This is a genomic window from Myxococcus eversor (assembly GCF_010894455.1).
GTDB lineage: Bacteria > Myxococcota > Myxococcia > Myxococcales > Myxococcaceae > Myxococcus > Myxococcus eversor.
The window spans coordinates 36,373-49,764 of record NZ_JAAIXY010000003.1 but is presented as its reverse complement, the minus strand read 5'-3'; the positions used below and the strand labels follow the sequence as shown (position 1 = coordinate 49,764).

Annotated in this window: 8 protein-coding genes; 3 read left to right on the top strand and 5 right to left on the bottom strand. The window is 69.5% G+C overall.

What is annotated here, in order from left to right; genetic code table 11:
* Positions 1-5: 5 nt before the first annotated feature.
* Both G4D83_RS06985 and G4D83_RS06980 read right to left on the bottom strand, forming a co-directional pair.
* A complete protein-coding gene (locus tag G4D83_RS06985) occupies positions 6-992 on the bottom strand; it encodes a HEAT repeat domain-containing protein (protein WP_163863898.1) in 987 nt (328 codons plus the stop codon).
* Entirely contained in the window at positions 992-2,158 is a 1,167-nt protein-coding gene (locus G4D83_RS06980) for a HEAT repeat domain-containing protein (RefSeq protein ID WP_163863897.1), read from the bottom strand. Before G4D83_RS06980 ends, G4D83_RS06985 begins: the two co-directional genes overlap by 1 nt.
* 207 nt (positions 2,159-2,365) lie before the next feature.
* Here G4D83_RS06980 and G4D83_RS06975 point away from each other — a divergent pair, with 207 nt between their 5' ends.
* A complete protein-coding gene (locus G4D83_RS06975) occupies positions 2,366-5,215 on the top strand; it encodes a cation-translocating P-type ATPase (RefSeq protein ID WP_163863896.1) in 2,850 nt (949 codons plus the stop codon).
* Between the two features lie 6 nt (positions 5,216-5,221).
* On the opposite strand, the gene G4D83_RS06970 is transcribed toward G4D83_RS06975, so the two are convergent.
* Positions 5,222-6,058, bottom strand: a complete 837-nt coding sequence (locus G4D83_RS06970) for a DUF547 domain-containing protein (RefSeq protein ID WP_420826626.1) — start codon at positions 6,056-6,058, stop codon at positions 5,222-5,224.
* Positions 6,059-6,472: 414 nt separating this feature from the next.
* On the opposite strand from G4D83_RS06970, the gene G4D83_RS06965 reads away from it, so the two are divergent.
* Both G4D83_RS06965 and G4D83_RS06960 read left to right on the top strand, forming a co-directional pair.
* Complete coding sequence (locus tag G4D83_RS06965; RefSeq protein ID WP_163863895.1) at positions 6,473-9,670, top strand: TonB-dependent receptor; 3,198 nt, start codon at positions 6,473-6,475, stop codon at positions 9,668-9,670.
* A 27-nt stretch (positions 9,671-9,697) separates the two neighbouring features.
* Positions 9,698-10,450, top strand: coding sequence for a hypothetical protein (locus G4D83_RS06960; protein ID WP_163863894.1), 753 nt, complete (start codon positions 9,698-9,700; stop codon positions 10,448-10,450).
* A 55-nt stretch (positions 10,451-10,505) separates the two neighbouring features.
* Here the strand turns inward: G4D83_RS06960 and G4D83_RS06955 are convergent, their stop codons facing one another.
* Positions 10,506-11,714 carry a right-handed parallel beta-helix repeat-containing protein gene (locus G4D83_RS06955; protein ID WP_163863893.1) on the bottom strand — a complete coding sequence of 403 codons (1,209 nt, stop codon included), beginning with the start codon at positions 11,712-11,714 and terminating at the stop codon, positions 10,506-10,508.
* Positions 11,715-11,989: 275 nt separating this feature from the next.
* Positions 11,990-13,183 (bottom strand): LLM class flavin-dependent oxidoreductase, encoded by a 1,194-nt coding sequence (locus G4D83_RS06950; protein WP_163863892.1) that lies wholly within the window; start codon positions 13,181-13,183, stop codon positions 11,990-11,992.
* Positions 13,184-13,392: the final 209 nt, after the last annotated feature.

Below are 13,392 nucleotides of genomic sequence, written 5' to 3'. Positions count from 1 at the left end.
AGGGGTCACCTCCGCAGCCGCTGCTTCTCGCGCAGCAGCAGGTGCCACTCCTGGAGGTTGAGCTTCAGCGCGGACAGCCACGCGTCGATTTCCAAGTCCATGCTCGCGTCCACGCCGCGCAGCGACTCCAAGAGCGGCCGCGCGGAGGCCTGACCCAGCCGGGCGATTCCCTCCAGCGCCGCCTTGCGCACCGCCGGATTCGCGTCACGTCGGAAGGCCTCCTCCAGCGAGCGCCGCGCCCCCGCCGATTCGGCTCCCGGCACGCCGCCCAGCGCCGTGGCCGCCGCCGCGCGCAGGCTCGGGTCCTCTGATTTCAGATGCCCGGTGACGCGCTCCACCGCCTCGTGGCCCACGGCCTCCATGGAAATCTCGCCCAGGAGCTTCGCCGCCACCGCCGGGTCCTCCGTCGAGGTGGCCACCGACACGGCCGTCTCCGACACCGCGCGGTCATGGCCCGAGTACACCTGCGCGCTCTCTTCAATCAGGTTGTCGGCCACGGCCCGGCGCACCTCGGGGGACGCGTCCCGCGCGAGCTGCTCGTACGTCACCACGCCGCCGTTCTTCGCCATGAACTCCACGGAGGGCGTGGCCCTCAAGGCGCGCACCGCCGCCGCGCGCGCGGCCGGGTCCGCGTCTCCAGCGGCTCGCGCGAGCAGGGGCTGCACCAGCGTGGGTGACTCGGCGTGGCTCGCCTTGGTGGCCAGCGCCGCGCCCAGGGCCTCCAGGACCTCCGGCTCGCGCTCCCGTTCCAGCGCGGCCTGCAGCTCCGCGACGGGCAGGGCCAGCGCCGCCTCGCGCAGCCGCACCTTCACGTAGCGCCGCAGCGCGGGCGAGCCGTCCTTCAGCGCCGCGCGCACGTCCACCAGCATCGTCTCCACCGTGCACGTGGACGGCGTCAGCAGGGGCGGGGCCGCGCTCGCGGACAGCGCGCCGGACATCAGGGCCGACACCAGCAGCGCGCGCGCCAGGTGCCTCCTCACGAGGGCGTCCATCAGTGCGGCGCTCCTTCCTCGACGAGGCACGCGTGGTGCTCGCCCTTGCCCAGCCAGATGCGGGCGAAGTCCACCGTGCCCGAGGCGTAGAGCTGCTCGAACTCCGCGTAGTCGCGCTGGAAGCGCGGGTCCTTCGCGGCGAACCTCGCCAGCAGCGGCAGCGCCTGCTCACCGGCGGCGCGCACGGCGAAGCGGAAGATGGCCCAGCGCACGCAGACGTCGTGCTCCTTATCGAAGGCCGCCTCGTAGATTTTCAGGGCCTCCTCCGGCTCGCGGGTGACGCCGAGTCGGAAGGCGGCCATCTCCCGCACGTCGCGCTCGCGGTCCGTGGTGAGGATGCGCTTCAACTCATCGAACGACTCCGAGCCGATGAGCGGATTGGAATACGACGGCATCTCCAGCGCGAGCAGCCGCACCGCCATGTCATCCGACTGTCCGGCGATGGAGAGCAGCTCCTTCCAGTACGGGGCATGGGTGCCGGTGCGCTCGAAGTCCTCCTTCATCACCCGGCCCAGGGTGCGCGTGGCCACCCACGCCGTGGAGTCCACCGTCTCGTCCAGCGCCACGGCCTTCAGTCGCGCGAGGTCGCCGGGGGACAGCCGACGCTGCGTCTCCAGTGCGTCCAGCGCCGCCGAGCGGTTCTGCAGCGGCATGCTCTTGTCCTCGCCCAGCTTCAGCAGCGCCTCCGACACCTTGGCGTCATGCACGGCCGGCGCGGCCTTGAGGGCATCCATGTAGAGCCCCAGCTGCGGAGGACTGGCTTGCTTCGCCCACTCGATGACTTGGAGCGCGCGGCCCGCGTCCTGGCCCACCAGCTCCGTCAGGCGCTCCTGGAGATACGCCGCCAGCAGGTTGTCCCGATTGCCCACCGCCACGGCCAGCGCCTCGCGCAGCGAGTCCAGCGTGGCCGTCTTGTCGAGCTGGCGCAGCCCATCCCAGCACCCCGGTATCGGGAGCTGCTCAATCGCGGGGGTCGGTTCAGTGGGAGGCGACGCGCCCGAAGGCGCGCCGACGAGGACACCGCTCGAGGTGGGTTGCCTCGCGGCACTCACGGAGTCGGTGCTGTCCGGGGAGGAAGGAGGTGTCCCGCGGAAGAGCAGCAGCGCGATGGCCGAGGCCACCAGCACCGCGCCCACCAGGGCCCAACCAGGCTTTCTGAAGGTCATCAGGAGAAAGTCGATAGGTGGTTAAAGTCGTTAATTCTTGATTACTTGGAAAGTGCGCGAAGGGCAACGCCTTTGTCACGGGTGCGTGCCGATGCCTGCTCCCCCCGAGAGCGGGCGCGGCGCGCGTTGAGGGGGCGGACATAGCTTTCCCGGGTGAGGTGGAGGTGAAGCCTCCCGTCACCGCCGAGGTCTGTCAGGGGGAGTCCCATGCACGAGCCGCCACCCGCCGCGACTGGAGAGGACGGCCGTGCGTCCTCACGCGGAGCCGTGCCCTGGCATGCCCTGCCGCCCGAGCGGGTATTCGAGCAACTGGAGAGCGGCGCGCAGGGGCTGACAGACGAGCAGGCGCGAGAGCGGTTGCTGCGCCACGGGCCCAACGTGCTGGAGCGCCAGAAGGGAGAAGGGCCGCTGCGGCTGCTCTGGCGTCAGGTGAACAGCCCGTTCATCTGGGTGCTCATCGTCTCCGCGGTGCTCGCGGTGGTGATGGGGAAGGTGACGGACGGGCTGGTGGTGGCGGCGGTGGTGGTGCTCAACACCGTCATCGGCTTCGTGCAGGAGTTCCGTGCGGGCAAGGCCATCGAGGCGCTGAGCCGGATGGTGCCGGAGAACGCCACGGTGGTGCGTCACGGAGACAAGCGCGCGGTGCCGGCCGCGGAGCTGGTGCCGGGTGACGTGGTGGAGCTCGCCTCGGGCGACAAGGTGCCCGCGGACATGCGGCTGGTGTCCTCCCGCAACCTCCAAATCGAGGAGGCCGCGCTCACGGGCGAGTCGGTGCCCGCGGCGAAGCAGCCCTCGGCCGTCGAGGAGGACGCGGAGCTGGGCGACAGGACGAGCGTCGTCTTCGGAGGCACGCTGGTGACGTCCGGCGCGGCCACGGCGGTGGTGGTGGCCACGGGCGGTGCCACGGAGCTGGGCCGAATCTCCGAGATGCTCCGCGAGGCGACGGACCTCCAGACGCCGTTGACGAAGGCGCTCGCGAGCATCGCCAAGGTCATCACCGTGGCCATCCTCGTCGTGTCCGTCCTGCTGCTCGGCGTGGGGTTGTGGCGCGGCTATGACCTCAGTGAGGCCGTGGTGGTGGCGATTACGCTCGCGGTGGCGGCGATTCCGGAGGGCCTGCCCGCCATCGTCACCATCGCCCTGGCCATCGGCGTGCAGCGCATGGCGGCCCGGCGCGCCGTCATCCGCAAGCTGCCGGCGGTGGAGACGCTGGGCAGCACCACGGTCATCTGCTCGGACAAGACGGGCACGCTGACGCGCAATGAGATGACGGTGCAGGCGCTGTGGACGCCGACGGGGCGCTACACCGTCACCGGGGTGGGCTACGCGCCTCGGGGCGAGCTGCGCCGGGATGGGCCTCCGCTCAGCGCATTGCTGGTGCCCGAGGACGTGCGGGAGCTGTTGCTCGCGGGAGCGCTGTGCAACGACGCCGCGCTGCATGGTCAGGATGGCGACTGGCGGATGACGGGAGACCCCACCGAGGGCGCACTGGTGGTGGCGGCCCGGAAGGCGGGGCTCGGCGTGGACGCGGCTCGCGCGCGCTTCCACCGCTTGGACGCCATCCCCTTCGAGTCCGAGCACCAGTTCATGGCCACCCTGCATGACGACGGACGGGGCGGCCGCGTGCTGCTCCTCAAGGGAGCGCCCGAGGTCGTCCTGGCGCGGTGCTCACCGGGCGGCGCCGCGTCGCACGAGGAGGTCCTCGCGGAGGTGGAGCGGCTGGCGCGGCGGGGGATGCGCGTGCTGGCCGTGGCCTCGCGCGAGCTGCCGGAGGCGCGGGACCGTGTGACGCCGGAGGACGTGGAGGGAGGCCTGGAGTTGCTGGGGCTGGAGGGGATGATGGACCCGCCGCGCGAGGAGGCCATCGACGCGGTGCGCGCGTGTCACGAGGCGGGCATCGTCGTGAAGATGATTACGGGCGACCATCTGGCGACGGCGGAGGCCATTGGCGCGCGGCTGGGGTTGCACGAGCCGGGGACGCCCGGTGTCGCGGGCGCGAGGCTGGGCGCGCTGGACGATGAAGAACTGGCGGACGTGGCCGAACGCACGAATGTCTTCGCGCGCGTGGCACCGGAGCACAAGCTGCGGCTGGTGCGCGCGCTCCAGCAGCGACGGCACGTGGTGGCGATGACGGGGGACGGCGTCAACGACGCGCCCGCGCTCAAGCAGGCGAACATCGGCGTGGCGATGGGCATCACCGGTACGGCGGTGTCCAAGGAGGCGGCGGACATCGTCCTCACGGACGACAACTTCGCCTCCATCGCCGCGGCGGTGGAGGAGGGGCGGCGCGTCTACGACAACCTCATCAAGTCGCTGGCCTTCGTGCTGCCCACGAACCTGGGCCTGGCGCTCATCCTCCTGTGCGGCGTGGCCTTCTTCCCCATCCAGGACTTCGGCGGGGGGCCGGTGCCGCTGATGGCGATGCTGCCCACGCAGTTGCTCTGGATAAACCTGGTGGCCACGGTGTCGCTCGCGCTGCCGCTCGCGTTCGAGGCGCGCGAGTCGGACATCATGCGACGCAGGCCCCGGAGTCCGGACGCGCCGGTGCTCAGCCACTTCATCGTGATGCGCACGGGGCTCGTGGCCCTGTTGATGGCGGCGGGCGCCATTGGTTTGTTCCTCTGGGAGTACTCGCACGAGGTGCCGGAGGTGGGGCACGCGCGGGCGCTGGCCGAGGCGCAGACGATGGCGGTGAACACCGTCATCAGCTTCCAGATTTTCTACATGGTGATGTGCCGCACGTTGACGGGCTCGCTGCGCAAGGTGGGGCTGTTCAGCAACCCCTCCGTGTTCATGGGGATAGGGACGCTGGTGCTCCTGCAGCTCGCCTTCATGTACGTGCCCTTCATGCGGCGCATCTTCGGTACGGCGCCGCTGTCGCTGGAGGCCATTGGCCTGTCCGTGTTGGTGGGCGCGGTGGTGGTGCCGGTGGTGGGGCTGGAGAAGTGGCTGCGCGGGCGCAACAACGGGGGGCCGGCCGAGCACTCGCGCGCGCACGAGGACGACAACGAAGAGCACACGCCACCGCCAGGGCCTCGTCAGCGCCTGCCGGCGTGAAGGACTTCAGCGCGCCGTGCGAGAGGGCCGCGCGGCGGCGTCCGGGAGCGCGGTGTCTTCCGGCTCGAAGACGATGTGGCAGCGGTCCAGCTTGGGGCCGCAGGCGTGGTCCAGGTCGGCGCGGGTGTCGCAGCCGGGGCGTTCCTCGCAGGTGTCGGGCAGGAAGGCCCAGACGAACTGGAGCACGTTGCCCCGGCGGCCCTCGGGCAGGGCGGCGAGGAAGTCCTCGCGGTAGGTGTCGAACAGCCGCGCCAGGTGCACGGTGTCCCGGTCCAGACGCACGTGACGCTTGTCACCCACGAAGCGGCGGCTGGCCTCGTTGAGCTGCGCGTCGAGATACTCGGGCTGGAAGTGGGAGCTGTCCATGCGCGGGCCGCCCCGGGTGGCGTGGAAGAGCGCGAGGTGGACGCGCGGGTCGGCGAACTCCCCGGACAGGATGCGATGGCGCAGCGACCACAGCGTCATCCGCCGGCCGCCCACCGGCCATGAGCGGGCCCAGAAGAAGCGTCCCGGCCACGGCTGCTCGACGCTCTCCAGATAAGGATACCCATCCACCACCTGCTGGAGCACGAGCGCGTGGTAGGTGTTGAGCCAGAACGCGAGCGCGTCCTCCGACGTGGGAAAGACATCCGGCCGGTTGTGCGGAGAGAAGGCGGCGAGCGACGCGACGAAGCGGTCCAGCTCCGAGCGCTCCAGCCCCATGGAGGAGAAGTCCACGTCGCCGTCCGGCCGGACATGCCGGAGCACCTTCTCGAAGCCCTGGTAGTGGAAGGGCTCATCGGCGGAAGGCACGGAGGCGGGGAGCAGGCCCTGCACGTACAGCGTCGCCAGTGCCGCCAGCATGCTCACGCTGGCGAAGAGCACGGCGGCCACCAGGTAGCGTCGTCGGGAGGGCAGGGGAGCGTCCACGCGGCGCGCAGCATAAACCACCGCGCTCCCGCGACGTGGCCCCACCTGGCTCCCGCTCGGTGACCTCACGCAAGTGTGCCCGCATCCCGTCCAGCAAGCCCCCGTCGAGCGTGGCCAGCGATGTGAGGGGCCTTGCCGGGGTCATGCAACCAGGGGGCTGCCGGGACGTGGACGACGGAGCTTCATCGGGCGTGCCCGTCCCACGCGGGCCTTTGGTCCAAGGCACCCCCGCCTGCGCCCCCTCCCGCGAGTGACGCGACCCGTCCGCCTGTACTGTTTAATTAGGGATTGTTGCTTTCTCGCGTCTTGAGACAGAGTGCCTCCCCGAATCACGGGAGGGAGTCAGCTTTGTCCATACGTGTAGGTCTTGCTCGCGGGCTGTGTCTCGCGGTCCTGCTCATTGGCGCGGGGGCATTCGCGCAGGGCGTCTCGGTCATCACCGGCACCATCACCAGCGCGGATGACAAGCGCACGCTCGCGGACGCTGTCGTGACGGCGACGTCGCCGAAGCTGCAGGGTGAGCGCGTGGTCGTCTCGGACACGAGCGGCCTGTACCGGCTCGCCCAGCTTCCGCCGGGCACGTACACGCTGCGCGTGGAGCGCGAGGGCTTCGAGCCCTTCGTGCGCAGCGACATCGTCCTGCGGTTGGACCGCACCATCCGGGTCAACATCCAGCTGCTGCCCTCGTCCTTCGGCGAGGAGATTTCGGTCAGCGCGGCGCCCACGGTGGACGTCGGCTCCAGCACGACGGGCCTGAACGTGGACGCGGACTTCCTGCGCACCATGGCCGTCATCCGCCCCGGCACGAAGGGCTCCGCGTCGCGCTCCTTCGAGTCGCTGGCCGAACTGGCCCCGGGCGCCACGGAGGACCGCTACGGCGTGAGCGTCAGTGGCAGCAGCTCGCCGGAGAGCCAGTACGTGGTGGATGGCCTGTCCGTGAATGACCCGAGCGTGGGAACGCTGGGCACGCCCCTGTCCGTCGAGTTCGTCCAGGAGGTCAACGTCATCACCGGTGGCTACATGCCGGAGTACGGCCGCTCCACGGGTGGCGTGCTCAACGTCGTCACCAAGTCCGGCTCCAACGAGTTCCACGGCTCGGTGTTCGCGAACATGGCGCCCGGTGCGTTGCAGCGCAACGGCACGGTGGTCCGTCAGGAAGGCACCGTCATCTCCGCGCAGGGACAGCCGTGGAACCAGGGGGACTTCGGCTTTGATCTGGGCGGTCCCATCCTCAAGGACAAGCTCTGGTTCTACGTGGGCGTGGCGCCCTCGTTCAATCGCATCCGCGTGGACCGCCAGCTGAGCACGCTGGACTTCTGCACGGAGGTGGACCCGGCGGCTGGCTGCGCCGCGGTGGGCCAGCGCCGCAGGGACCCGGAGACGGGCTTCGGACAGGTGACGCCGATTGAAGGCTCGCAGACGACCCGCTTCGCCGACGAGCGGAGCATCCAGTACATGAGCAAGCTGACGTACCTCTTCAACCCGGACCACAACCTGTCGGTCTCCGTCTTCGGCACGCCGCGCTCCTCCGGCGGCGACGGCAAGTATGCCTTCAGCGACGACGGTGACCCGGAGGTCTGCGTGGGCCTGTCCTGCACCGGCTTCGTGCAGGGCTCCTACGACTCCATCGCCACCCGCCGCTCCAACGGTGTCATGGACATCGTCGCCAAGCAGTCCTCGTCGTTCTTCGACAAGAAGTTCCTCGTGGACGCGACGCTCGGCTGGCACCACCAGTCGGACAGCACGCTGCCGTCGGATGGCTCCGGGCTGGTGTCGGACACGGGCCTGGCCTCCCGGCCCAACATCGCCTGGCGTCGCACCCGCAACCCCGGCCCCCACACCATCACCGAGTTCGAGTCCCTGGTGGACCCGTCCGTCTGTGGCGCCACCGACGCCGAGCAGCGCCGCAACTGTCCCGTCACCGCCTACTCCACCGGCGGCCCCGGCACCATCAGCGAGCAGGAGCTGGACCGGGTCCAGGGCAAGGTGATGGGCACGTACCTGTTCCAGGCGTTGGGCCACCACATCGTCAAGGCGGGCTTCGACGCGGAGCGGATGAGCTTCTACAACAACCGCGCGCGCACCGGCGGCACGCCCTGGCAGGAGTGCACCGGCGGCGACTGCTTCTACACCCTCAACCAGTACGGCTACCTGGAGGGACCGGACTCGCCGGTGTTCCTGGCCAGCAAGGAAGGCACGTCCACGTCGATGACGGTGGGCGGCTTCGTGCAGGACAGCTGGTCCATCATGGACACCGTCACGGTCAACGCGGGCCTGCGCTACGACGTGCAGACGCTGTGGGGCCTGGACGACAAGGTGGGCCTGCACCTGCCCAACCAGTGGTCGCCGCGCGTGGGCGCCGTCTACGACTTCACCCAGCAGGGCCGCTCCAAGCTGTTCGTCAACTTCGCGCGCTTCTTCGAGAACGTGCCGCTGGACATGGCGGACCTGTCCTTCCCGCAGCAGCAGTTGCTGTCGGCCACGTACGACTCGCCGCCGTGCAACCCCAATGACCGCAACTCGCTGGTGACGGACTGCGTGGCCAGCCGCAACCGCCAGCTCATCGGCAACCGCGAGAGCCCCAACCAGGCCTGGGACGCGCAGGGTGGAGACCGCGTGCCGGTGGACCCGAACATCCGCGCCCAGTCCGCGGACGAAATCATGGTGGGCGGCGAGTACGAGGTGCTGCTCGGCCGCTTCGGCCTGCAGTACACCCGCCGTCAGCTCAACGACGTCATCGAGGACATGAGCCGCGACGACGGCAACACCTTCTTCCTGGGCAACCCCGGCAAGGGGTACTCGGCCGACTTCCCGGAGGCGGTGCGCAAGTACGACGCGGTGAACCTGTACTACCAGAAGGGGTTCTCCAACGGCTGGCTGGCCCAGGCCAGCTACACGTGGTCCCAACTGCGCGGCAACTACTCCGGCCTGTTCCGCGCGGACACCGGCCAGCTGTCGCCCAACCTCACGCGCGACTTCGACCTGCTGTCGCTCACCACCAACCGCGACGGCCCGCTGCCTGGAGATCGCACGCACTCCATCAAGGTGTTCGGCGCGCGCGAGTTCCAGTTGACGAAGGGGACGAGCGTCAACATCGGCGGTGGCTACCGCAGCCGCTCCGGCACGCCGCTCAACTACCTGGGCGCGCACCCCCGGCGCAGCGGCTCGGAGACGTTCATCCTTCCGCGCGGCAGCGCCGGCCGGCTGCCCTGGGTCCACAACATCGACACCCACGTGGGCGTCAACCAGAAGCTGTCCCAGGACTACACGCTGAGCATGTCGCTGGATGCGTTCAACCTCTTCAACTTCCAGCAGTACACCGCGGTGGACCAGACGCTGACCTTCACCCGCGTCTATGCGATTGAGCAGGGGGGAAAGCCGGCGGATTTGACGGCGTGCCTCACGGCCAACAACCCGGGCTGCAAGGTCATCTCCACGGCGACGAACCTGCCCATCACCACCTCCGACATCAACCCCAACTTCAAGCGCCCCACCGCCTACCAGGCGCCGCGCTCCATCCGTCTGGGCGCGAAGCTCAGCTTCTAGGCCCCCACCATGAAAGGACAATCACCCATGAAGACTCGTTGGATGGGATGGGGGCCAGGCGTCGCCGCGCTGGTTCTGCTCGCGGGCTGTGGCGTGGAGGACCCGGAGCCTCAGTGTGTCGTGGCGCGCGCGGTGAGCGATGGCTCCATCGGTTCGTTCGCCGCCGTGTACACGCTGTTGCCCGGACAGAATCCGGACCAGCAGTGCGCACAGCTCAAGCCAGAGTCGCTGGGCCTGCAGAAGTACTACAGCCAGGACCCCAACGCGCGGGACACCGTCGCCGTGCGCAGCGCGCGCCTGGGCAGGCTGCTGGAGGACTTCGACGAGCGGCCGGACCTGGACGCCTCGCACACGCCCTACTCGGTGGGCGCGTTCTCCAGCGAGGGCCCTGGCGAGGACCACTTCTGTGACGTGCCCACGCTGAGCCCCACGCGGCTGGAGGTGCCCGCCACGGAGACGCTGCCCGCGCAGAGCTTCCGCTACGAGTGGTCCAACCTGCGCATCTACAACACGCCTGGCATTCCGGGCACGCAGTTCAAGGCGGACCTGAGCTACACGGAGAACGGGTGCACGGCGACGTACCAGGCCAAGGGCATCTGGCCGGTGGTGGGTTGTGCGACCGGGGGCAAGCCGGACGAGGCGAAGTGCGACCCGTACGCGGACTACTCCGTGGGCCGCCTGCGCGGCTCCGGCATCAACCCGCTGTTCCCCGTGAAGTGCGACCCGGACGCGCTCATCTGCGTGCTCACGGGTGACGTGCCGTCCGACGAGACGCCCTGAGCCGTGGTGTGGAGCGGGCCCCTTCCGCTTTCTCGAGCGGAGGGGTGCCCGGGGCTCACTGGAGCGGGGTGGACTTCAGGTCCACGCCGGAGACCGCGCGCCAGCGTCCCAGGTCCTGCGTCTCCTCGGGGTCGACCTTGAAGGTCCCCTCGGTGGCGTACCGGTTCCGGTCCATCTTCAGGCCGGGCCGGTGCTTGCCCAGACGCACCAGGTTGCGGCCCTGGATGACGTTGCCACGCACCGTGAGGTCCTCGCTGGGCGCGCCGTTGGAGCCCAGGCCGAGCATCATCCCGTAGCCCTCCGCGTTGGCGATGGTGTTGTCCACCACCTCCACGCCGCGCGAGTTCTCCACGCGGATGCCCGCGCCGTCGCTCCCGCCGCTCTGGGTGATGTTCCGGATGTCATTGCCGCGCACCACCACATTCACGGGGCTGGGCTGGTTGCCCTCGCGCGAGCCGCCCACGGAGATGCCTCGCCCCGCGTCGGAGATGCGGTTGTCCTCCACGCGCACGTCGCGCGCGGAGAAGTGGATGACGACGGCCTCGCCCGCGGAGGTGGGCGACTTGCGGAAGCCGTACATCGTGTTGTCACGGATGACGACGCCCTGACACGTCTTGATGTCCACGGCGTTCTCGTCGTTGTCGTGGAGTTGGTTGCCTTCGATGAGCACGTCGCGCGCGACGGCCTGGCCCTTGTGCTCGGGCAGCAGGCACTGCACGGAGTCGCCGGAGTTGCCGTGGATGTCATTGCCGCGCACGGTGATGTTTCGCGACGTGGCCTGGATGACGACGCCGTGCGAGTCGCCCTTGGGGCGCCTGCGGAAGTCGTGGATGTGGTTGTTGTCGATGAGGACGTCCCGGGCGCCGCCGTGGGTGCTGACGCCGCCGCCCAGCGTGCCGTGGTGGATGTCGCAGCCGGTGAGCCGCGCGCCGGTGGTGTTGCCCTCGAAGATGACGGCGAAGCGGGGCTGACCGCGCACGTCGATTTCGAAGCCCTCCACAATCCAGTGGGGCTTGCGCACCTGCACCAGCGTGCCGCCGCGCGCGGCCGGGACGATGCGAGGCTTGCCCTCGCCCAGCAGGGTGATGGGCGCGTTCGCCCGGCCTTCCTTCACGGCGGCGCCGTCGATGAGCACGCCTTCCGCGTACTCGCCGGCCTGGACACGGATGACCTCGCCGGGGCCCGCGCTCCGCACCGCGCGGCCGATGGTGCGCAGCGGCGCCGCCTTCGTCCCCGGCGCGGAGTCCGAGCCCGACGGACTCACGTACCACTCGCGCGTGAAGTGCCTGGGGCGGCTCGGGGTGTGCTGCCGTGAGGCAGGGGTACTCGCCTGGTTGCCCTGTGTCCGGGCGGGCACGAGCGGGCCAGACGCCCATGCGGGGCCCGACGCCCACAGCGCACAGGCAAGTCCCCATCCCAGTGTCAGCTGGCTGACCCTCATCCCCATCCCCTCCCCGCGAGACGAACCCCGCTCCCCAAGGTGCGCACGATGGCGCGCCTGGGAAGCGGGGGGAGGGGCCCTTCATCGTCCTCCGAGGTTCAGGGAGGCGCGGGCGTCTTGAACTCGGGGATGAGCTCGCCGGTGAGGCGGATGCTCTTGAGGACGGCCTCGTGCGAGAGGGCGCCCACCTGGTGGAAGGACATCAGCGCGTCGATGCCCAGCGACTCGTAGCGCTTGAGGCCCTGCCGCACCTGGTCCTTCGTGCCGACGATGAGCGAGTCCTGCGCGCTCAAGACTTCCCAGACCTGCTCGTGCGGTACCTCCTCGCCGGACATGATGCGGCCGAGGATGCGCTGGGCCTGGGACACGGGCGCGTTCGGGTCCTTGCCGCGCAGGTACTGGCCGGTCAGGCCACCGCCCGCGGGGTCCTTGGCGAGCGCCTCCAGCTCCGCGGCCGTCCTGACGAAGAGCTCCTTGGCCTCGAAGAAGGTGAAGGAGCCGTTGGTGTACCAGGCCGCGGCCTGGGCGGCGCCGTTCTCCATGGCCTCGCGCTCCGAGTCCGCGCAGTGCACGAAGGTGAAGAAGGCCACCTGGTCGTTCACGAACTCGCCCACGGGCTCACAGCGCGTCTTCAGCGCCTCTCGGTAGATGTGGATCATCTCGCCGACCTGCTCGGGAGATGCCCACAGCGTCACGCCGAGCGCGCCCACGCCGTTGCGTCCGGCCTGCTCGAAGGACGCGGGGCTGGAGCACGCCTGCCACAGGGGAGGGTGAGGCTTGCGGTAGGGCTTGGGGATGACGTTGATGTCCTTGATGCGGAAGTCCGGCGTGTCCCAGGAGAACTTCTCCTGTGTCCACATCTTCGGAACCATCTCGAAGGACTGCTGCATCTGCGAGCGGGTGGAGTCCGCGTCGATGTTGAAGACGCGCCACTCGGGGATGGTGCTGCGGGCCATGCCGAGCTGGAACCGGCCGCCGCTCAGATGGTCGATGAACGCGGAGCGCTCGGCGATGCGGATGGGGTGGTTGAAGCGCGGGAGCGCGAGCGCGGCCGAGTGGCCCACGTGGATGTTCTTCGTGCCCATCGCGATGGCGGTGAGCATGATTTCCGGCGCGGAGCTGTAGCTGAACTCCACCGCGGTGTGGTGCTCCACCTGCCACCAGACGCCGTAGCCCATCTCATCCGCCAGCCGCGCCTGCTCCAGCGTTTCACGGATGAGCCGGTGCTCATGGTCCGGCTGGGTCCAGTGTTCCTTCGGGTGCTGCATCTCCGAGAAAATATCGAGTCGCATGTCGGGTCCTTCCCCCTGTAGACCTTGGGTCGCTGCGACTGTAGCACCAGGACCGGGGCTGTCTTGTCCCATGGGTCAATCCTTGCCATGCGAGGGTCGGGGCTGACATCCATTGTTTGTGTTGCATGAGTTCGCCCGCAGTGCCGAGGGAATGCTCTACTCCGCCGGCCCGCACCTGCCTCCCTCGGGGTGGTGCGGGCTCACCAACG

Excerpts from the sequence above, each read along its gene's own strand:
- G4D83_RS06975 (WP_163863896.1), top strand. The coding sequence starts at position 2,366 with ATGCACGAGCCGCCACCCGCCGCGACTGGAGAGGACGGCCGTGCGTCC.
- G4D83_RS06985 (WP_163863898.1), bottom strand. The coding sequence starts at position 992 with ATGGACGCCCTCGTGAGGAGGCACCTGGCGCGCGCGCTGCTGGTGTCG.
- G4D83_RS06970 (WP_420826626.1), bottom strand. The coding sequence starts at position 6,058 with ATGCTGGCGGCACTGGCGACGCTGTACGTGCAGGGCCTGCTCCCCGCC.
- G4D83_RS06960 (WP_163863894.1), top strand. The coding sequence starts at position 9,698 with ATGAAGACTCGTTGGATGGGATGGGGGCCAGGCGTCGCCGCGCTGGTT.
- G4D83_RS06980 (WP_163863897.1), bottom strand. The coding sequence starts at position 2,158 with ATGACCTTCAGAAAGCCTGGTTGGGCCCTGGTGGGCGCGGTGCTGGTG.
- G4D83_RS06950 (WP_163863892.1), bottom strand. The coding sequence starts at position 13,183 with ATGCGACTCGATATTTTCTCGGAGATGCAGCACCCGAAGGAACACTGG.